This is a genomic window from Haemophilus paracuniculus (assembly GCF_002015115.1).
GTDB classification, from domain to species: domain Bacteria; phylum Pseudomonadota; class Gammaproteobacteria; order Enterobacterales; family Pasteurellaceae; genus Haemophilus_E; species Haemophilus_E paracuniculus.
The window spans coordinates 40,714-62,011 of sequence record NZ_MUYA01000013.1 but is presented as its reverse complement, the minus strand read 5'-3'; the positions used below and the strand labels follow the sequence as shown (position 1 = coordinate 62,011).

General features: G+C 46.9%; 17 protein-coding genes. 11 read left to right on the top strand and 6 right to left on the bottom strand.

The window, feature by feature from the left end; translation table 11 throughout:
• Positions 1 to 7 precede the first annotated feature (7 nt).
• Both glpC and mtnN read left to right on the top strand, forming a co-directional pair.
• On the top strand, positions 8 to 1,279 hold the full coding sequence (gene glpC, locus B0187_RS08775; protein ID WP_078237494.1) for an anaerobic glycerol-3-phosphate dehydrogenase subunit GlpC: 1,272 nt from the start codon (positions 8 to 10) through the stop codon (positions 1,277 to 1,279).
• A gap of 110 nt (positions 1,280 to 1,389) precedes the next feature.
• Positions 1,390 to 2,082 carry a 5'-methylthioadenosine/S-adenosylhomocysteine nucleosidase gene (gene mtnN / locus B0187_RS08770; protein ID WP_078237493.1) on the top strand — a complete coding sequence of 231 codons (693 nt, stop codon included), beginning with the start codon at positions 1,390 to 1,392 and terminating at the stop codon, positions 2,080 to 2,082.
• Positions 2,083 to 2,165: 83 nt separating this feature from the next.
• Here mtnN and proS read toward each other — a convergent pair whose 3' ends face one another.
• Positions 2,166 to 3,878, bottom strand: coding sequence for a proline--tRNA ligase (proS, locus tag B0187_RS08765; protein ID WP_078237492.1), 1,713 nt, complete (start codon positions 3,876 to 3,878; stop codon positions 2,166 to 2,168).
• A gap of 445 nt (positions 3,879 to 4,323) precedes the next feature.
• Between proS and B0187_RS08760 the strand changes: the two genes are divergently transcribed.
• The gene (locus B0187_RS08760) at positions 4,324 to 6,060 is read left to right on the top strand and encodes a transferrin-binding protein-like solute binding protein (protein WP_078237491.1); all 1,737 of its coding nucleotides are present in this window, start codon (positions 4,324 to 4,326) and stop codon (positions 6,058 to 6,060) included.
• 97 nt (positions 6,061 to 6,157) lie between these two features.
• The gene (locus B0187_RS08755) at positions 6,158 to 7,648 is read left to right on the top strand and encodes a porin family protein (protein WP_078237490.1); all 1,491 of its coding nucleotides are present in this window, start codon (positions 6,158 to 6,160) and stop codon (positions 7,646 to 7,648) included.
• A gap of 41 nt (positions 7,649 to 7,689) precedes the next feature.
• Here the strand turns inward: B0187_RS08755 and glnA are convergent, their stop codons facing one another.
• The 4 genes from glnA to B0187_RS08735 form a co-directional block, all read right to left on the bottom strand.
• Positions 7,690 to 9,105, bottom strand: a complete 1,416-nt coding sequence (gene glnA, locus B0187_RS08750; RefSeq protein ID WP_078237489.1) for a type I glutamate--ammonia ligase — start codon at positions 9,103 to 9,105, stop codon at positions 7,690 to 7,692.
• Between the two features lie 281 nt (positions 9,106 to 9,386).
• Positions 9,387 to 10,781: a class II fumarate hydratase gene (gene fumC / locus B0187_RS08745; protein ID WP_078237488.1), complete on the bottom strand. Its 1,395-nt coding sequence runs from the start codon at positions 10,779 to 10,781 to the stop codon at positions 9,387 to 9,389.
• Positions 10,782 to 10,922: 141 nt separating this feature from the next.
• Positions 10,923 to 11,552 carry a BamJ family beta-barrel-assembly machinery protein gene (bamJ, locus tag B0187_RS08740; protein ID WP_078237487.1) on the bottom strand — a complete coding sequence of 210 codons (630 nt, stop codon included), beginning with the start codon at positions 11,550 to 11,552 and terminating at the stop codon, positions 10,923 to 10,925.
• 132 nt (positions 11,553 to 11,684) lie between these two features.
• Positions 11,685 to 12,149 (bottom strand): ComEA family DNA-binding protein, encoded by a 465-nt coding sequence (locus tag B0187_RS08735; RefSeq protein ID WP_078237486.1) that lies wholly within the window; start codon positions 12,147 to 12,149, stop codon positions 11,685 to 11,687.
• 179 nt (positions 12,150 to 12,328) lie between these two features.
• On the opposite strand from B0187_RS08735, the gene lptM reads away from it, so the two are divergent.
• Positions 12,329 to 12,442 carry an LPS translocon maturation chaperone LptM gene (lptM, locus tag B0187_RS08730; protein WP_078237485.1) on the top strand — a complete coding sequence of 38 codons (114 nt, stop codon included), beginning with the start codon at positions 12,329 to 12,331 and terminating at the stop codon, positions 12,440 to 12,442.
• Positions 12,443 to 12,588: 146 nt separating this feature from the next.
• Positions 12,589 to 13,839 carry a diaminopimelate decarboxylase gene (lysA, locus tag B0187_RS08725; protein WP_078237484.1) on the top strand — a complete coding sequence of 417 codons (1,251 nt, stop codon included), beginning with the start codon at positions 12,589 to 12,591 and terminating at the stop codon, positions 13,837 to 13,839.
• 62 nt (positions 13,840 to 13,901) lie between these two features.
• On the opposite strand, the gene epmA is transcribed toward lysA, so the two are convergent.
• The gene (gene epmA, locus B0187_RS08720) at positions 13,902 to 14,885 is read right to left on the bottom strand and encodes an elongation factor P--(R)-beta-lysine ligase (RefSeq protein ID WP_078237483.1); all 984 of its coding nucleotides are present in this window, start codon (positions 14,883 to 14,885) and stop codon (positions 13,902 to 13,904) included.
• Positions 14,886 to 15,285: 400 nt separating this feature from the next.
• Between epmA and frdA the strand changes: the two genes are divergently transcribed.
• The 5 genes from frdA (at position 15,286) to gshAB (ending at position 21,068) form a co-directional block, all read left to right on the top strand.
• Entirely contained in the window at positions 15,286 to 17,070 is a 1,785-nt protein-coding gene (gene frdA / locus B0187_RS08715; RefSeq protein WP_078237482.1) for a fumarate reductase (quinol) flavoprotein subunit, read from the top strand.
• A gap of 1 nt (position 17,071) precedes the next feature.
• A complete protein-coding gene (locus B0187_RS08710) occupies positions 17,072 to 17,806 on the top strand; it encodes a succinate dehydrogenase/fumarate reductase iron-sulfur subunit (protein ID WP_078237481.1) in 735 nt (244 codons plus the stop codon).
• Between the two features lie 8 nt (positions 17,807 to 17,814).
• A complete protein-coding gene (gene frdC, locus B0187_RS08705) occupies positions 17,815 to 18,207 on the top strand; it encodes a fumarate reductase subunit FrdC (protein WP_078237480.1) in 393 nt (130 codons plus the stop codon).
• 11 nt (positions 18,208 to 18,218) lie between these two features.
• On the top strand, positions 18,219 to 18,572 hold the full coding sequence (gene frdD, locus B0187_RS08700) for a fumarate reductase subunit FrdD (protein WP_078237479.1): 354 nt from the start codon (positions 18,219 to 18,221) through the stop codon (positions 18,570 to 18,572).
• Between the two features lie 213 nt (positions 18,573 to 18,785).
• Positions 18,786 to 21,068 carry a bifunctional glutamate--cysteine ligase GshA/glutathione synthetase GshB gene (gene gshAB / locus B0187_RS08695; protein WP_078237478.1) on the top strand — a complete coding sequence of 761 codons (2,283 nt, stop codon included), beginning with the start codon at positions 18,786 to 18,788 and terminating at the stop codon, positions 21,066 to 21,068.
• Positions 21,069 to 21,298: the final 230 nt, after the last annotated feature.

The window sequence follows — 21,298 nt, the reverse complement described above, 5'->3', positions numbered from 1 at the left end:
GGACGCAATGAATATTCAACAACTGATCGCACAAGCACAACAAACGGCGGCTGCCCCCGTGGTGCATAGCCATTTTGATGAAAGTTTTGAAAGTTGCATTAAATGCACCGCTTGCACCGCCGTTTGCCCTGTTTCTCGCCAAAATCCGTTCTACCCCGGCCCGAAACAAGCAGGGCCAGACGGCGAACGGCTACGCCTCAAAACGGCGGATCTCTATGATGAAGCTTTGAAATACTGCACCAACTGCAAACGGTGTGAAATCGCTTGCCCGTCTGATGTGAAGATCGGCGATATTATCGTGCGAGCGAGAAACAAACACCTCGACCGTCAAAACAAGCCGTTAATGCACAAACTGCGTGATGCGGTGCTGAGTAACACCGACATTATGGGCAAAATCAACACCCCGTTCGCCCCGATTGTGAACACCATCACGGGCTTGAAAGCGACCCGTTTCCTGCTCGAAAAAACACTGAAAGTGAGTCAACATCGCACCCTGCCGAAGTATTCGTTCGGATCGTTCCGCAACTGGTATCAGAAAAAACAGGCGGATCGCCAAGCTCGCTATGCGGAAAAAATTGCCTACTACCACGGTTGCTATGTGAACTACAACAATCCGCAACTGGGCAAAGAGCTGATCGATGTGTTCAACGCCCTTGATATTGGCGTGGTCTTGCTCGAAAAAGAGAAATGTTGTGGCTTGCCGTTAATGGTGAACGGCTTTCCAGAGCGTGCCAAATCGCAAGCGACCTTCAACCTCGCCCAACTCGGCAACACCGTGGAGCAAGGGCTGGACGTGGTCGGCACATCGTCAAGCTGTACGATGAATTTGCGAGAGGAATATCATCACGTTTTGGGAATGGATAACGCCAAGGTCAAACCGCACATCAACATCGTCACGCGTTACCTCTACCAGTTGCAAAAAAATGGCAGAAAACTACCGCTTAAACCTCTGCCGTTGCGAGTGGCGTATCACACTGCTTGCCACGTGGAAAAAGCAGGCTGGGCGCCATACACCTTGGACGTGTTACGCCAAATTCCCGAGCTGGAAATCGTCAAATTGCCGTCTCAATGTTGCGGAATCGCTGGCACTTACGGCTTCAAAGCGGAAAACTACGAAGTCTCACAAGCGATCGGCAAAACCCTGTTCGACCACATCAACGAAGGCGGTTTTGACTATGTAGTTTCCGAATGTGAAACTTGCAAATGGCAGATCGATATGTCCACCAACCACACTTGCCTCCACCCGATTACATTGTTGGCGATGGCGTTGGCACGCTAACAAGCGGTAGGATTTCGGAAAAATTGTGGCGGATTTATATCCGCCATTTATTTCGATTTTATCTTAGCTTCTGCTACAATCCCCCCATTTTTGCGTAAAAGGAAAAGACAATGAAAATTGCGATTATTGGTGCGATGGCACAAGAAGTGGAAATTTTGAAAAACTATATGGCAGAGCCGAAGATCACGGAAATGGCGGGTTGCAAAATTTATGAAGGGAAGATTGATACCGTTGATGTGGCGTTGTTGCAGTCGGGCATTGGCAAAACGGCGGCGGCGGTTGGCACAACGTTGTTATTGCAGCAAAGTCGCCCTGATTTGGTGATCAACACGGGATCGGCGGGGGGCTTAGATCCGAACTTGAACGTGGGGGATATTGTAATTTCCACCGAAGTTCGCCACCACGATGTCGATGTTACCGCGTTCGGCTATGAAAAAGGGCAATTGCCTGCCAATCCACCTGCGTTAGTGGCGGATGCTCAACTGGCGGAATTGGCTCGCAAAGAGACCGAAAAAGCGGGCTTTAATGCGGTGTCGGGCTTGATTTGTAGTGGCGATCTGTTTGTGAACGGGGCGGAAATGATTGCGAAAATCCGTCAAGATTTCCCAACGGTGGCGGCGGTAGAAATGGAAGCGGCGTCAATCGCTCAGGTCTGCCATGCTTTCGGCGTGCCGTTCGTGGTAGTGCGTGCGATTTCCGATGTGGCGGATAAGGAATCCCACCTTTCTTTTGATGAATTTTTACCGCTTGCGGCGGAAAAATCGTCCACCATTGTGGTGAAGATGTTGAATAATTTTGCTTAACAAGCGGTATGATTTTGCAAAATTTCGCAAAATCCCACCCCTTGAAACAAAAACTGGCTAGGTTTTCCTAGCCAGTTTTTTGATTATGGGTTGAGTTGTGATTTGATGAAATCGAGCAACTGATCTTTGGCGATCATCTGTTTTTCGCCGGTGCGGCGGTTTTTGTATTCGATTTCGCCGTTGTCGAGGTTTTTCTCGCCGATCACAATCGTGTGTGGAACGCCGATCAATTCCATATCAGCGAACATCACACCTGGGCGTTCTTTGCGGTCGTCAAAAATCACATCGACATTTTGGGCTTTGAGGATTTTATAGAGATCTTCGGCGAACACCTGCACTTTTTCCGATTTGTGCATATTCATCGGCACAATCGCCACCGTGAATGGGGCAATCGAGTCCGACCATTTGATGCCTCGCTCGTCAAAATTCTGCTCAATCGCCGCCGCTACCACACGGGTTACGCCGATGCCGTAGCAGCCCATAATCATCGTTTGCGGTCTGCCGTCTTCGCCTTGCACGGTGGCTTTCATCGCTTCTGAGTATTTGGTGCCGAGTTGGAAAATATGCCCCACTTCGATACCGCGTTTGATTTGCAACGTGCCTTTACCGTCTGGGCTTGGGTCGCCCTCGACCACGTTACGCAAATCCGCCACTTTTGGCATTGCCACATCACGTTCCCAGTTGATGTTGAAGTAGTGTTTGCCGTCAATGTTCGCCCCTGCACCGAAGTCGCTCATTAGGGCAACGGAACGGTCGATAATCACAGGGATCGGCATATTGACTGGTCCGAGTGAGCCAACGCCCGCCCCGATTTTGGCTTTGATTTCCGCTTCGTCAGCAAATTCCAACGGCTCGGCAACTTCGGCGAGTTTTTGGGCTTTCACTTCGTTGAGTTCGTGGTCGCCACGAATTACGAGGGCAACAAGCGGTTGGTTTTCGTCTGAACCTTTCACGATCAAGGTTTTGACGGTTTTCTCAATCGGCAGATTGAACTGTTCGACCAATTCGGCAATGGTTTTCGCATTTGGGGTGTCAACCAATTCCATTGCTTTGGTTGGGGCTTGGCGTTCGCCCACTGCCACCGCTTCGGCAAGCTCAATGTTGGCGGCGTAGTCAGATTCCGTTGAGAACACGATATCGTCCTCGCCACTTTGTGCCAATACTTGGAACTCGTGAGAGGCACTGCCCCCGATTGAGCCAGTGTCCGCCTGCACGGGGCGGAAATCTAAGCCCAAACGGTTAAAAATGTTGCAGTAGGTTTGGTGCATTACATCGTAGGTTTCCTGTAAGCTCTCGTGGGTGGTATGGAACGAGTAAGCGTCTTTCATCAAAAACTCACGCCCACGCATTACGCCAAAACGAGGACGAACCTCATCACGGAATTTGGCTTGAATTTGGTAGAGATTGAGCGGAAGCTGTTTGTAAGAACTCACTTCACGGCGAACGAGGTCGGTAATCACTTCCTCGTGGGTCGGGCCGAGTACGAACGGACGGTCGCCACGGTCATTAAAACGCAACAATTCAGGGCCGTAGTCGTCCCAACGCCCTGATTCCACCCACAAATCCGCAGGTTGCACCACCGGCATTTCCACCTCAATCGCCCCGCTTTTGTTCATCTCTTCACGAATGATATTTTCCACTTTCTTCAACACGCGTAACCCTGTCGGCAACCAAGTGTAAAGCCCAGAGGCAAGGGGGCGGATCATTCCCGCACGCAACATTAACTGATGGCTCACCACTTGGGCATCGTTTGGGGTTTCTTTGAGAGTTGAAAGAAGATATTGACTTGTACGCATTGTAATTCCTAATTTTTATGGATAATCAAAAAATGGCGTTATTCTAAAACAAAATAGCAGAATTTTCTTATACAATTTTACATAGCAAGAAAGTGTGATTGCGTTTACCCTTTATAGAGGCAAAAATTCCCCTCTATATATGAGGGGAACTAATCGCCAAAATCGTAACACAACCGCAGTCCTTTTTAATAAGTTTGATTGTTTTTTGTTCTAAAAGCTGTATAAACGGCTAAAAATGAAATAAATTTACATAAATTTACCTTACCTTACCTTACCTTACCTTACCTTACCTTACCTTACCTTACTTTGCTTTGCGTTTTTTGGGCGTTTTGGTATAAATACGCACCGAAAGGCAAGTGCCTTTTGTATACAAAAGGGGCAGTAATTTTTTACTGCGTAATTTTGAGTGTAAAACTCTTTTATTTTTGATCAAAGGTTATTCATTATGAATAAAAATCAATTAGTTAAATTTAGTTTAACATTAGTATGTTCAGCTGTATTAGCAGCGTGTTCATCTGGTGGCGGTAGCAGCGATAACTCTGCTGCAAAACAACAGCAAGCAGCTGCACAACAAGCGGCAGCGGCGAAAGCAGCAGCGGATAAAGCGGCGGCAGAAGCAGCAGCGAAAACTGCAGCAGAAAAAGCAGCGGCTGAAAAAGCGGCAGCAGCTGCAGCAGCTAAAGAAGCTCAAGTAAAAGCGGTTGAAGAAGTTGGTCATAAATTCGTTCAAAAAAATGCATCAAACTTGAGTGTAAGTGCTAAAGGTAACATCAAAAACAATCACCAATCATCAAAAGTAGCAGCAATGGAAGTTCAACTTGATCCAAGCCTTGACACTGTTGTTGTAGCTATCCCTGTTGATGCAAAAGGTCAGTATATCACTGGTCAAAAACAAGCCTATGTTGAAGACTACGATTTCCGTGGTAACACTTCAAACAAAACTGGTACTTACACCTTAGCTCACATCTATAAAGATGAGAAAGGAACTAAGAACGGCGATGTTCGTGCACCTCGCACCCCAGCTGGTCAAGATACTAAAATGGCTGATATGGGTAAAAAAGAAGGTTTAGCGTACGTTTATCAAGACGGTCGTAGAAACTATACCCCTTATGCAGGTAAAAGTGCTGTTGAAGAAGAAGCTCAATTCAGCAGACGCACTGATGCTGTGTTAGCAGGTAAAAACGAAAAAGGCGAAGCGAGTGTAACCGAAGTTTACGGTCATAGAACTTTCGTTGCTGGTAACTCAGAAACTGGTGCAGGCGATAAAACTGGTAATGTCGCAATCAACAACGCACCATTTACTACTTTAAAAGATACTAAACAAAATACGCGTGCTTATGAAGATGGACAACTTACTCGCGTTCAATACGGTCGTGTAACTACTAACTTAGATGGCGTAACTAAAAACGCATTAGAAAATGGTTACAAAGATGGTAAAGATCTTGTAAACGGTACTAAAGTTGTTGATTACGGTAGCTATGGTAAAGCTGGTACAGAAAACCACTACTTCTATCGTGGTGTTGATGATACCAAATACCGTGAAAACTTAGCTTCTGAGCTTGCAAATGTGTATGCAACTGGTGGTGCGAACAAAACTCCAGCGGGTAGTTTACAATATCAAGGTCACGCCGTTACTTATGGTTTAAACCACGAGTTTAACAGCGGTGCAGGTATCCCGAATGCGATTGGTTACAGCCAAGCTCTTGTTTCTGGTACACACGTTGCTGCAAACATCGATCTTAAAACCAAAGACGTAACTGGTAACCTTTACGATGTATGGAACACAGGTGTTTCTACTGGTAAAACTTTAAAAACTAACCAGTTAGCAACATTTGCTGGTAAGTTAGAAAACGATGGTAGCATTAAAGGTGATGCAACCCGTACTGACTTAGGTGCAAACAACGTAAATAAAGATGGTACACTTGATGCGAACCTCTTTGGTAACAAAGCTCAAGAGTTAGGTGGTGCGTTAAAAGGTAAAAATAACGAAGCTCAAACTTGGGGTGCGGTATTTGGTGCTAAAGTACAAAACGCGGAATATAACTACGTTGCTCCAAAACCAGTAGCACCAGCAGTTACTCCAGCTACTCCAGCAGCTAAACCTGCTGCACCAAAACCAGTTGAACCAGGTCTTGGCGAAAGTACTGACCAACTTGATACTAACTCTGCAATCAAAAACTAATTTAATTCTTTGATTGAATGTTTTTAATTTAACAGTCCACCTCTGGTGGACTGTTTTATTAGGAATCAATAAAAATCCCTATTAGACAAATTATTCTATGAAAAAATCCCTGTTATCCTTATTTATTTTTTCTTATTTTGCTTCCTATGCAGGGGCAAATGAAAATAATAATGTGGGGCGAGATCCCTCACAAACGGATGTAAACACTTCTTCATTGGTTACCGAAAAAGAAGTGCAAGAACATTCATTAAGAACGCAAACAATGTCTGTTGAAAAGAGCGAGGCAGATCAGCCCCAAGTGGCTCGTTTTACTGGCAAAGAATTGCGTGAAAATCCAGAAATTCTGGAAAAATTATTTGTTCAATCTCTTATTTCGCCGAATAAAAACGTTTTACCCACCTATATTCAACTTTATCAACAAGTGCCAACTGCCGATTTATCTTTAATTGAATGGGGCGAAGCGATTTTATTAAGAGAGAAGAATTTAAATGAATCTGTGGCAGCTTATCGTACATTAAGTTCCAAATTCCCGAATAACGATTATATTCGTTTCCAACTTGCTGAAACCCTATTCTATAACCAAGAATTTGAAGCCGCCAAAGGGCAGTTTGAGCGTTTAAGAGCTTCAAATGGGGTGAGTGAGGGCGATGTGAAAGTGTTTGATAACTTTATTGAGGCAATCGATCGTAAAGAAGATTGGAATTTCTCATTTGGTTCAACTTTCTTAAATGATAAAAACCTCGCCAACTCAGCCAAACAAGGCACAACAGCTACCTTGCCAAATGGGGCAACGGTAACCTACAACACCCCGCGTCAATCAGGGCAGGGAATCTCTGCTTGGGTGGGGGCGGATAAGCGTTGGGGCTTATCTGGCGGTAAATATCTTAACTTTGAAACAAGCCTTTCCAGTAAATACTATTGGGATAACAAAAGCTACAATGATGTGAATGCTCATTTAGGTTTGGGCTTGGGTTATTCTGATGCTCGCAAAAACATTCAATTTACCCCTTATGTGCAAAAACGTTGGTATGCGGGCGGTTTGAATGCAAGCAAGGCACTCAAACAGTATAACGATACTTACGGGGCGAGTTTATCGGCGAATTATTGGCTTACGCAAGGGGTAAGATATTCGTTCTACTATAACTTTGGCTTTGATAAATATAATCGTGCGGTTAATAAACAGTATGAGGGTATCAGCCACGCTTTGACGAATTCGATAATGTATTTCCCAAGCAGCACCCAGTATTGGTCGTTGGCGTTAGATCTTTCTACTAAAAATGCGAAAGATAAAACCAATGCTTATGATCGTGTTGGCACACGTTTAACTTGGGGGCAAGAATGGCCGTTAGGGCTTTCAACGTCCACCACCTTGGGCGTGGCAAAACGTAACTACAAAGAAGCCTCTTTCTTTGGTAAAAAGCAGAAAAATACCGAATACTCGGCATCACTTTCGCTGTGGCATAAAGAGTTACATTTCGCTGGTTTTACCCCGAAAATTACGTTTAGTTATTCTAAGGTAGATAGCAACATTCCAATCTACTCTTACGATAAGAACCAAATTTTCTTTGATGTCAGCAAATCATTCTAAATATAAGGCGACCAAATGGTCGCCTTTGTTTTTGCCTGTGATTAAGCGTAATACATCTCAAATTCCACTGGGTGTGGGGTCATATTGAGGCGTTCGACTTCTTTGCGTTTGATGCCGATGTAAGCGTCAATGAACTCTTTGCTGAATACGCCACCTTTGGTGAGGAAGTCGTAATCGGCTTCGAGGGCATCGAGGGCTTCGCCGAGCGAGCTTGCCACCGCTGGAATATCTTTCAACTCTTCTGGCGGTAGGTCGTAGAGGTTTTTATCCATTGCATCGCCAGGGTGGATTTTATTGATCACGCCGTCTAAGCCCGCCATTAACAGGGCGGCAAATGCGAGGTATGGGTTCGCCAATGGATCTGGGAAACGCGCTTCAACACGGGTCGCTTTCGGGCTGGTTACCGCAGGGATACGGATTGATGCCGAGCGGTTACTTGCCGAGTAAGCGAGTAATACTGGGGCTTCAAACCCAGGTACTAAGCGTTTGTATGAGTTGGTGCTTGGGTTGGTGAACGCATTGAGGGCTTTGGCGTGTTTGATGATACCGCCGATATAGTAGAGGGCGGTTTCCGACAAGCCTGCGTATTTGTCGCCCATAAACACGTTTTTGCCGTCTTTGCTTAACGACATATTACAGTGCATTCCCGAGCCGTTGTCGCCTGCGAATGGTTTTGGCATAAAGCAGGCGGTTTTGCCGTGTTCGACCGCCACATTTTGCACCACATATTTGTAGATTTGGGTTTCATCCGCTTTCAAAGTTAAGGTGTTGAAACGGGTCGCGATTTCGTTTTGCCCTGCGGTCGCTACTTCGTGGTGGTGGGCTTCGATCACTAAGCCCATTTCTTCCAAAATTAAGCACATTTCAGAACGAATATCGTGGGCGGAATCCAACGGGGCTACCGCACAGTAACCGCCTTTTTTAAGTGGACGGTAAGCGTTATTGCCGTCTTCATATTTGCGGTTGGTGTTCCAAGCGGCTTCTTGATCGTCAATTTTGTACGACACATTGTTCATTTCGGTGCTGAAACGCACATCGTCAAATAAGAAAAATTCTGGCTCTGGCCCGAATAGCACGCTGTCGGCAATGCCTGTGGATTTGAGGTAATTTTCCGCACGAATGGCGATTGAGCGAGGATCACGGTCGTAGCTTTGCATTGTGTTTGGATCATAGATGCTACAACGAAGGGTCAGGGTAGGAATACGAGCGAAGGGATCAACGGCGGCGGTTTCAGGGATTGGCATTAACAACATATCGGCTTTGTTAATCGCACGCCAGCCCTCAACAGACGAGCCGTCAAACATCTTGCCCTCTTCAAAAAGATCTTCCAAATCATCTTCAATCAGGCTCACAGGCAACGACACGCCGTGCTCTTTGCCCTTGATGTCGGTAAATTTCAACATCACAAATTTAATTTCGTTTTCACGAATGAGTTCAGCTACTCTTTTGATCGCCATTTTTAAATCCTTATGGGTAAATAGAAGTGGAAAGCGGTTGGATTTTCACAAATTTTGCGAAAGCAGAAAGATACTAAAATTTCCCCGATTTTGAAAGTGGCGAGGGGGATAATTTGCATAAATTTTCAGAAGTGATCCCCCGCCATTTTACGTTAAGGGTTTCGTCAATTTCACGTTACAGGACGCCAGCGAGGGTCCCTACGCAAGGACACGATTTTCGCGTCCCAAAACAAGCGGTCAGATTATCAAAAATTTTCGCCAATCCCACCGCTTGTAAATTGTTATTTCAAACTCCCCACCATATCCTCTGGGCGTACCCATTCATCGAATTGCTCGGCGGTGAGTAAGCCGAGGTTGATTGCTTCTTCTTTAAGGGTTGTGCCGTTTTTGTGGGCGGTTTTGGCGATTTTGGCGGCGTTGTCGTAGCCGATGTGGGTGTTTAATGCAGTAACCAACATTAACGACTGATCGAGCTGTTGCTTGATGCGTGGGAAGTTTGGTTCGATACCCACCGCACAATGCTCGTCAAAGGATACGCACGCATCGCCTAATAATTGTGCGGATTGCAAGAAGTTCGCCGCCATTACAGGCTTGAACACGTTGAGTTGGAAATGTCCCTGCGTGCCAGCGAAAGAAATAGTGGTGTCGTTGCCTAGCACTTGGGCACACACCATCGTTAAGGCTTCGCATTGGGTTGGGTTCACTTTGCCTGGCATAATGGACGAACCTGGTTCGTTTTCAGGGATTAAAATCTCGCCGATGCCTGAACGAGGACCAGAGGCTAATAGGCGAATATCATTGGCGATTTTGTAGAGCGACACCGCAAGCTGTTTCAACGCCCCGTGGGTTTCCACAATCGCATCGTGGGTGGCTAACGCCTCAAATTTGTTTTGGGCGGTAACGAACGGCAAGCCCGTGAATTTGGCGATGTAATCCGCCACTTTCACATCGTAGCCTTTTGGCGTGTTCAAGCCTGTTCCCACCGCCGTGCCACCTAGGGCAAGTTCCGCAAGGTGCGGTAAGGTGTTTTCAAGGGCTTTGATCCCGAATGAAAGTTGAGCCGCATAGGCGGAAAACTCTTGTCCGAGCGTGAGCGGGGTTGCGTCCATTAAGTGCGTACGCCCGATTTTCACCACATCAGTAAAGGCGGCAGCTTTGTCCGCTAAGGTTTTTTGCAAACGCTTCACGCACGGCAGGGTGTGTTCCACCACTTTTTTGTATGCCGCGATGTGCATTGCGGTTGGGTAAGTGTCGTTGGAAGATTGGGATTTATTCACATCATCATTCGGGTGGATAATGCTTTTCTCGCCCAATTTTCCGCCGTTGAGAACGTGCGCACGGTTTGAAATCACTTCGTTCAGGTTCATATTCGATTGCGTTCCCGAACCCGTCTGCCAAATCACAAGCGGAAATTCATCGTCTAATTTGTGGTCAAGAATTTCATCGCAGGCTTGGGCGATCAAATCTCTTTTTTCCGCAGGCAGCACGCCTAAATCGTGGTTGGCGTATGCCGCCGCTTTTTTCAGATAGGCAAAAGCCTCAATGATTTCCGCTGGCATTGAGGCTTCTGGACCGATTTTAAAATTGTTGCGTGAGCGTTCCGTTTGTGCCGCCCAATAACGGTTTGCTGGCACTTGCACTTCGCCCATTGTGTCTTTTTCGATACGATATTCCATAGTGTGTTCCTTCTATTTTCGGGTGGAAAGATAGGCGTTAGCATAGCGAGAATTGCCCCGTTCGGCTACGCCAAAATTTCGATTTTATGATATGGATCACAAAAAATCCCCTTTGAGAAAAATCATCAAAGGGGATCGTTTTTATAGCACGTCTAATAATTCAACTTCAAAAATCAAGGTGGCAAATGGTGGGATTGACGCACCTGCACCACGCTCGCCGTAAGCTAAATTGTGTGGAATGGTCAAACGCCATTTTGAGCCGACTGGCATCATTGTGAGGGCTTCCGTCCAGCCTGCGATCACACCGCTCACTGGAAATTCCGCTGGCGTGCCACGTTTCACTGAGCTGTCGAATACCGTGCCGTCAATCAATGAACCCGTGTAATGCACACGCACTTTGTCTTGTTTGGTTGGAATTTTGCCGTTGCCTTCGCTTAGAATTTCATATTGCAAACCGCTTGCGGTTTCTTTCACGCTGGCGTGTTTTTTGTTTTCCGCTAAGAACGCTTTGCCTTCTTCTTCTAACGCTTTAAAGGCTTCCATTTGAGCCGCTTCGGCACGTTGTTGTAATTCTTGTAATGCTTTTGACACGAGGTTAATGTCGATTGCAGGTGGGTTTTGGTTTAACACGTCCACGATACCGCGTGCCACTGCTTCTGGCTCAACGTCCATTCCGCTTGCTAAAAGTTGCTGACCGATTTGTAAACCGATGCCGTAACCGCCTTGTGCTTCTACGCTTTCGAGGGCGACTGCGTTGAAATCTAATGCCATTTGATCTTCCTTCTAAATCATTGAGTAAAAAATTGAGTACCTATAATGGGGGCGAAATTCCCCAACGCAAGGGGAATATACAAACAAGCGGTGGGATTGTTGAAAATTTAACGCAATCCCACCGCTTGTTGCTTAGAATGTGATGTAAGGGGCGATTTTTTCAGCGGTTGCTTTGCCGATTCCTTTCACGTTTGAAAGTTCTTCTGCACTTTTGATTGTGCCAACTTTTTTACGATATTTGATGATCGCTTTCGCTTTTGCCGCACCGATGCCGTCTAGGGCTTTTAACTCTTTGGCGTTCGCCGTGTTGATATTGATTTTGCCGTTTACATTTGCTTTTTCAGCCGATTTTTTCGCAGTGTCAGTCGCTTTTTGTTCAGCGGCTTTGTTGAGAATTTCTTTGGCGGTTGGGGCAGCAACTGGGGCGGTTTGAGCCGCTTGGGTGGCTGGGGCAACTTGTTTCGCCACTTCGGTTTTGGCTTTTTCTACGGTTGCTACGGCGGTGTTCGCCACATCTGTTACCGATTGCGTTTCCGCCAACGCTACGCCAGAGATTGCCATTGTGATTGCAAGGGTGAGAGATTTTAATGCTTTCATTTTTGATCCTCTTATTGAGTAAAGTTAAACAGCACAACGGTTTGCTTTCCGTTGAAATTGATTTTGAGAACGATTTTAACAGAATTAGTTCATTTTTCCTTGCAAAATAATCAACGGGCGTTTGTGAATGGGGCTATTCTTCGGTACAATCCGAACACATTTTTAACAAAGGATTTCCTATGAAAAAGCACATTCTCTTACTTTTAATTGCCACCCTTGGTTTAACTGCGTGCGGCGTGAAAGGACCTCTCTACTTCCCTGAAAAAGCCCCGCAAAATCAACAGCAACAATAACATTCCCTCCCCCGTTTACGGGGGAGGGCGAGGGAGGGGGGAAATCAATCGTAGCCCCCCTCCTAACCTCCCCCCGCAAGCGGGGGGAGAGATTTTATTACAAGCGGTCAGATTTTTAAAAATTTCACAAACACAACAGGTTTAAAATGGATCATTTTCACTATCAAAATCAAAAACTTATGGCGGAAGATGTGGCGATTGCCGACATCATCGCCGAACACGGCACGCCAGCTTATATTTACTCACGAGCCACCCTCGAACGCCATTGGCACGCCTTCGACAACGCCTTTGGCTCGCACCCTCACTTAATCTGCTTTGCGGTCAAATCCAACTCAAACATTGCCTTGCTCAACCTAATGGCGAGATTGGGATCGGGCTTCGACATCGTCTCACAAGGCGAGTTGGAACGCGTTTTAGCCGCAGGGGGCGAGGCGAGCAAAGTGGTCTTTTCGGGCGTAGCGAAATCCCACACCGAAATTGCCCGAGCGTTGGAAGTGGGCGTGCGTTGCTTTAATGTGGAATCGATCCCCGAACTGCACCGCATTAACCAAGTGGCAGGCGAAATGGGCAAAATCGCCCCAATCTCGTTGCGTGTCAATCCAGACGTGGACGCCAAAACCCACCCTTACATTTCCACGGGCTTGAAAGAGAACAAATTCGGCGTGAGCGTTAATCAAGCGAGGGAAGTTTACCGCCTCGCCCAAACCTTGCCGAACGTGAAAATCACAGGAATGGATTGCCACATCGGCTCGCAACTGACTGAATTACAACCCTTTTTGGACGCCACCGAGCGTGTCCTCGTGCTAATGGAACAGCTCAAACAAGACGGCATTGAGCTGCACCACCTCGACCTCGGCGGCGGCTTGGGCGTGCCTTACAACGGCGAAACCCCACCGCACCCAACGGAATATGTGCAAGCCTTGATCGACAAGCTCAAAGCCTATCCAAATCTCGAAATCATTTTAGAGCCAGGGCGTGCGATCACCGCCAACGCAGGGATTTTGGTAACCAAAGTGGAATATCTGAAACAGAACGAAGATCGCCGTTTTGCGATTGTCGATACGGGAATGAACGATATGATCCGCCCTGCCTTGTATCAAGCCTATATGCAAATTATCGAGGTAGATCAATCACTTAACCGAGAAAAAGCGGTTTATGATGTGGTCGGGCCGATCTGCGAAACGTCCGATTTCCTCGGTAAACAGCGTGAACTGGCGATTGCCGAGGGCGATTTAATCGCAATGCGTTCCGCAGGGGCTTACGGGGCGACAATGGCGTCCACCTACAACTCACGCCCTCGTGCGGTTGAAATTATGGTGGACGGCAACCAAGCCCACCTGATCAAAGCCCGCGAAACCTTCGCCGATTTGTGGCGGTTAGAGAGGGTTTTGCCATAATAATATGGGATACAAGGGGTGAGATAACCGAAATTTTCGGGAATCTTACCCCTTGTTTTAAACTAAGCTCGTTCAATCCCAAACGCCATCACTTCTTCAATCCGCTCTGCATTAAGGGCTATCATTAGTAGGCGATCCACGCCTAAGGCGACGCCAGAGCAGTTGGGTATGCCTGCGTTGAGGGCGGCGAGGAAGCGGGTGTCGAGGGGTTGGGGCGGTAAGCCGAGGGCTTCTCGTTGCACATTGTCTTGTTCGAAACGGCGGATTTGCTCTTTGGCGTCGCTCAATTCGTGGAAGCCATTGGCGAGTTCTAAGCCTTTATAATAGAACTCAAATCGTTCCGCCACCCGATGATCTTCCGAGCTGATTTGTGCCAATGCTGCTTGGGTCGCTGGGAAGTGATAGACGGCGGTCGGGCGTTCTTTGCCGATTTCCCGTTCCACCACTTCGCTAAACAAAAATTGTAGCAGGGTGTCTCGATTTTCCTCATCATCACATTGCAAACCGTGCTTGCGAGCCTTTTCGACCAACTGGGCTTTGGTCGCCGAGAGCGGATCAAGCCCCACATAGGTTTGGAACACATATTGATAGCTGAACGATTCCGCAGGTTCACATTCCAAAATTTGCTGTAACAAGTCGTCCACCTCGTTGATGAGGCGATACATATCAAAATGGGGGCGATACCATTCCAACATTGTAAATTCAGGGTTGTGGCGACTGCCTGCCTCTTCGTTGCGGAACACTTTGCAGAGCTGAAAAATCGCCCCACTGCCCGCCGCCAGTAGCCGTTTCATATGATATTCAGGGCTGGTCATCAAATGTAGCCGTTTGGCTTGGTTGGCGAACGGCGACAAAAATTCGGTGTGAAACGTGGAAAGATGAATATCCGTTACGGAAAACTCGCTCAATACGGGCGTTTCCACCTCTAACACGCCACGATCGGTGAAAAATTGGCGAATATCCGCCATTATCGCCGCACGTTCAAGTAAAGTTTGAATCGAAGCGGTTGGTTGCCATTCGATATTTTCTAGGGGTAAATTTTGCATAGGATCTGTCCGCTTGTAAGGGAAATGGGCGGTATTGTAGCGAGATAGCCTTATTTAAGAAATAAAAAATAGATTGGCAAGCGGTCAGAACCTGCCAAATTTTTTCAAAAAATGAAGAAAATCTGACCGCTTGTTTGTTGGGTGAAATTCGTTAGTTTTTCATTTCATTGCGTAACTTTTCTGTAACATTTTTCAACATCGATCACCTTTCATTTTCATTTGTTTTATTCAAATAAGAGTTATTCTCACTAAGTAAAATCGGGTTTGAACCGTTTTTTGAGGTAGATCACAAATTTAAAATTTTTATGTTAATAAAATGTAAAATGGGGTTACCTTTTGAGCGGTTTAGTGGCAGAATACGCTCACATTTGAATGAATCCTTAATATGTTGGAGTGCATTATGCAAACGGTTAATTTTGATGTTGCCATTATTGGGGCAGGTGGTGGCGGTCTGCGTGCGGCGATTGCAGCGGCAGAGGCGAACCCGAATTTAAAAATTGCGTTGATCTCGAAAGTGTATCCGATGCGTAGCCATACGGTGGCGGCAGAGGGTGGTTCGGCAGCGGTGATTAAAGATACAGACTCTTTCGATAACCACTTTAACGACACCGTGGGCGGTGGCGACTGGCTTTGTGAGCAAGATGTGGTGGAGTATTTCGTTGAGAAATCGCCTGTTGAGATGACCCAACTTGAACGTTGGGGCTGTCCGTGGAGTCGCCGTGAAGATGGCGAAGTGAACGTTCGCCGTTTCGGTGGGATGAAAATTGAGCGGACTTGGTTCGCTGCCGATAAAACAGGTTTCCACATTTTACATACCCTGTTCCAAACTTCGATTAAATACCCAAATATCGTCCGTTTTGACGAGCATTTTGTGCTTGATATTTTAACCGACAACGGCGAAGCTCGCGGTTGTGTGGCGATGAATATGATGGAAGGCACGTTGGTGCAAATCAATGCCAATGCGGTGGTTATCGCTACGGGCGGTGGTTGTCGTACTTATCGTTTCAACACCAATGGCGGTATTGTAACGGGTGACGGTTTATCAATGGCGTATCGCCACGGCGTTGCGTTGCGTGATATGGAATTTGTGCAATACCACCCAACAGGCTTGCCGAATACAGGGATTTTGATGACCGAAGGTTGTCGTGGCGAGGGTGGTATCCTCGTGAATAAAGACGGCTATCGTTACTTGCAAGATTACGGCTTAGGGCCAGAAACCCCAATCGGTAAACCAGAAAACAAATATATGGAACTTGGCCCTCGCGACAAAGTTTCCCAAGCATTCTGGCAAGAGTGGCGTAAAGGCAACACCCTCAAAACCGCCAAAGGCGTGGACGTGGTTCACTTAGATTTACGTCATTTAGGCGAAAAATACTTGCTCGAACGTTTGCCGTTCATCTGTGAATTGGCGAAAGCCTACGAGGGCGTTGATCCAGCCAAAGAGCCGATCCCAGTGCGTCCTGTGGTTCACTACACAATGGGTGGTATTGAAGTGGATATTAACGCAGAAACCTCAATCAAAGGCTTATTTGCGGTGGGTGAATGTGCTTCATCAGGCTTGCACGGTGCGAACCGTTTAGGTTCTAACTCACTCGCGGAATTAGTGGTATTCGGTAAAGTGGCGGGCGAAAATGCGGCAAAACGTGCCTCAGAAGCGACCGCTCGCAACCAAGCGGCGATTGACGCCCAAGCCAAAGATGTAGTGGATCGTTTATACGCATTAGCTCGCCAAGAGGGCGAAGAATCTTGGTCTGAAATTCGTAACCAAATGGGCGACTCAATGGAAGAAGGCTGTGGTATCTACCGTACCCAAGAGAGTATGGAGAAAAACGTGGCGAAAATTGAGGAACTCAAAGAGCGTTACAAACGTATCAAAGTGAAAGATACATCAAGCGTGTTCAACACCGATTTACTCTACAAAATCGAGCTTGGCTTTATCCTTGATGTGGCACAATCTATCGCTTGCTCGGCGGTGGAACGTAAAGAATCTCGTGGAGCTCACCAACGCTTAGACTACACCGAGCGTGATGATGTGAACTACTTGAAACACACCCAAGCGTTCTACAATCCAAACGGCACACCAACCATCAAATATAGCGATGTGAAGATCACCAAATCACAACCTGCGAAACGTGTGTATGGTGCGGAAGGTGCAGCCCAAGATAAAGCGAAAAAGGAGCAATAAGATGTCAAATTTAACCAAAATGACGATTGAAGTGCTACGCTACAACCCAGAGCAAGATAGCGAGCCACATTTAGATAAATATGAAGTGCCTTACGACAGCCAAACCTCGCTACTTGACGCACTCGGCTACATCAAAGACGAATTAGAGCCAGAACTCTCTTACCGTTGGTCGTGCCGTATGGCGATCTGCGGTTCGTGCGGTATGATGGTAAACGGCAAGCCAAAATTGGCGTGCAAAACGTTCTTGCGTGATTACAGCGGTCATATGCGAATCGAACCGCTTGCGAACTTCCCGATTGAGCGTGATTTGGTGGTCGATCTCAGCCACTTCATCGAAAGTTTAGAAGCGATCAAGCCATATATCATCGACAACAAAGCCCCAGAGGGCGAGCGTACCAAACAAACCCCTGCACAATTAGAGAAATATCGCACTTTCTCAATGTGTATCAACTGCGGACTTTGTTACGCCGCTTGTCCACAATTCGGCTTAAACCCTGAATTTGTTGGGCCTGCTGCCTTGACCCTTGCACACCGTTACAACCTTGATAACCGTGATAACGGCAAGGCTCAACGGATGCAAATTATTAACAGCAAAAACGGCGTATGGAGCTGTACGTTCGTGGGTTACTGCTCAGCCGTTTGTCCGAAACACGTTAATCCAGCGTCTGCGGTAAACCAAGGCAAACTTGAAAGTGCCAAAGATTATGTGATCTCAATGCTTAAACCAAAAGGTTAGGGGGAACAATGTCAGTACAAACAAAACGCAAAGCCTATGTGCGTGAAATGAAAGCGACTTGGTGGAAAAACCTCGATTTCTACAAAATGTATATGGTGCGTGAAGCCACCTGTTTAGCCAACGTCTGGTTCTGTATGGTGTTGCTTTACGGCGTAATCAGCCTCGGCAAAGGGGATTTGCAAGATTTCATTCACTTCTTGCAAAATCCATTGGTGGTCGTGCTAAACATCGCTTCAATCGGGGCAATGCTCTATCACGCCGCCACCTTGTTCACAATGACACCAGAAGTAATGACTTTCATCGTCAAAAACGAACGCCTTAACCCAAATATCTTACGCAACGCATTATGGGGCGTAACAGGCGTAGTCAGCTTACTCGCGGTAATTTTGGTTTACATCTAAGGGGAAATAAAATGAACAAACAAGATCTCAAACGCTCAAACGAACCACCTGTCTGGTTAATGTTTAGTGCAGGCGGAATGATTAGTGCCATTACGTTCCCTGTTTTGATTTTCATCGTAGGTATCTTACTGCCGTTTGGCTTAATTCCGTGGGAAGGCGTGGGTAACATCGCTCACTTCGCCCAATCGTGGTTCGGCAAATTAGTGCTACTCGCGGTAATGATCTTCCCAATGTGGGCTGGAATGCACCGCGTCCACCACGGCTTGCACGACATCAAAGTCCACGTTCCATTTAGTGGCATTATCTGCATTGGATTATCCACTTTATACAGCTTAGTGGCGTTGATTGCAGTGATTAAGCTCTAATAACATTCATCAACCCCTCTAAAAAGCCACGCATTGTCGTGGCTTTTTCTTATCTATTTTTAGTGAAAAAGCATCATTGGAAATTTTCAAAAATCCTACCCCTTGTTATTCCGTTTAGAAGAAAATCATCTATCAAATACCAAATAAGAAATGATCTCATTCGCAATTTCTGCTATTTTCCACATTTTATTTGTGAGATAAAAAGGAGAGAGAATGAAATTACAACAGATCATTCGTCAGCACCAGCTCGGGTTGCTGTTTCAACAGGGAATGTTTGGCTTAGAGAAAGAGAGCCAACGCATTGATTTAAATGGCAAAATTGTTAAAACCCCACACCCTAAATGTTTTGGCAGTCGCCGTTACCACCCTTATATTCAAACGGATTTCGCGGAAAGTCAGTTGGAATTGATCACGCCGCCGAATGCCAAATTGGAAGATAGCTACCGTTGGCTGTCGGCAATTCACGAGGTAGTGTGGCGGTCGTTGCCTGACGATGAAAGCCTTTTCTCGTTGAGTATGCCTGCGGGCTTGCCTGATGAAAGCGAAATTCAAGAGGCTCGCCTCGGCCCAACTGAAATTGCCTATCGCGAGCATCTTTCTCGCACCTACGGCAAAATGAAGCAGATGGTCAGCGGCATTCATTACAATTTCCAACTTAGCCCTGATTTCATCAAAGCGGTGCTGCCGTTGCAGTCAGAACACGCCTCGTTGCGTGAGTTGCAAAATGCGATCTATATGAAACTCGCCACCAATTTCCTGCGTTATCAATGGATTTTGGTCTATTTGCTCGCCGCCTCGCCCACCGTTGAGCCTGCTTATTTTGGCGGAAACGCACCCCTTGCAACAGGGCAGTTTGTGCGTAGTTTGCGGTCTAGCCGTTATGGTTACGTCAATGATCCAAAGGTAAAAGTGAATCACGACAGCCTCGCCGATTATGTGCAGAGCCTTGAACAGTTGGTGGCGGACGGCTTGCTGATCGCCGAGAAAGAGTACTATTCCAACGTGCGTTTGCGTGGGGCGAAAAAGGTGCGAACCTTGCTGGAACAGGGCGTGCAATATGCCGAGTTCCGTCTGTTCGACCTCAACCCGTTCTCGCCTTACGGCATTACCCTTGATGATGCGAAATTCGTCCATTTGTTCCTGTTGCTGATGCTTTGGCTTGATGAAACCGCAGGGCAAGCGGAAGTGGATTTGGGGCGTGAGCGTCTGTATCAGGTGGCGTTGGAAAATCCGCTAGAACCGACCGCTTACCAAGCCGAGGGCGAGCAAATTTTGCGTGAATTATTGGCGATGTGTGAAGCATTGCAGATTGGTGAGGCGGAACGAGCCTTAGTCGAACAAAAATTAGCTCAGTTTAGTCGTCCAAACCTTACAATCGCAGGGCGATTAGTAGAAATTTTGAAAGAAACCGATTACCAAACGTTCGGCACGCAACTCGCCCAACGCTACAAAGCCCAAGCCTTTGAGCGTTTTTATGCCTTGTCGGCGTTCGACAATATGGAACTTTCCACCCAAGCCTTGCTGTTTGATTTGATTCAGCAGGGGATTTCGGTCGAATTATTGGACGAAAACGATCAATTCCTCGCCCTCAAATTGGGGGATCATCTCGAATATGTCAAAAACGGCAATATGACCAGCCACGATCAATATATCTCGCCGTTGATTATGGAAAATAAAGTCGTTACCAAAAAAGTGCTGGCGAAAGCAGGCTTTAACGTGCCGAAAAGTGTCGAATTTACCGACCTCGACACGGCGGTGGCACACTATCCTCTGTTTGAGGGCAAGGCGATCGTGATTAAGCCTAAATCGACCAACTTTGGGCTGGGGATCACCATTTTCCAGCAGGGCGTAACCAACCGAGATGACTTCCGCCAAGCGGTCGAAATTGCGTTCCGTGAAGACAAAGAAGTGATGGTGGAAGATTATTTGGTCGGCACCGAATACCGCTTTTTCGTGCTGGGCGATCAGACCCTCGCCGTGTTATTACGCGTGCCTGCCAATGTGGTGGGGGACGGCGTAAAAACCGTGCGAGAACTGGTCGAGCAGAAAAACAGCGACCCATTGCGAGGGGACGGCAGCCGCAGTCCGCTCAAAAAAATCGCATTGGGCGAGATCGAGTTATTGCAACTCAAAGAACAGGGCTTCACCCCCGACAGCGTGCCAGCCGCAGGGCAAACCGTGCAGCTACGAGCCAATTCCAACATCAGCACGGGCGGCGACTCGATTGATATGACCGACCAAATGCACGACAACTACAAACAGCTTGCGGTCGGTATCGCTCACGCAATGGGGGCGAAAGTGTGTGGGGTGGATATGATCATTCCTGATCTCACCCAACCAGCCAGAGCCGATCTCAGCTCGTGGGGCGTAATTGAGGCGAATTTCAACCCGATGATGATGATGCACATCTTCCCTTACCAAGGCAAATCCCGCCGCCTCACAAAGAACGTGATCGAAATGCTCTTCCCTGAGCTTGCTGATTTGAACAAGGGGTAGGATTTTAGGAAATTTCGTTAATTTCAAACGGAAAGGACGCCAGCGTGGCGTCCCTAGCGTAGGGTCGCAATGCTTGCGACCCAAACCAAACGCAAGGGGTAAAATTTTTGCAGGATCTCACCGCTTGTTTCAGCAAATTTCCATTGTTTAAACCTCTTATCAAGGCTAAAATTCCGCCCAATACCCTCGCATTCCAATTTGGGGCGAGGGCTTTATTTTGTAGGGAATTT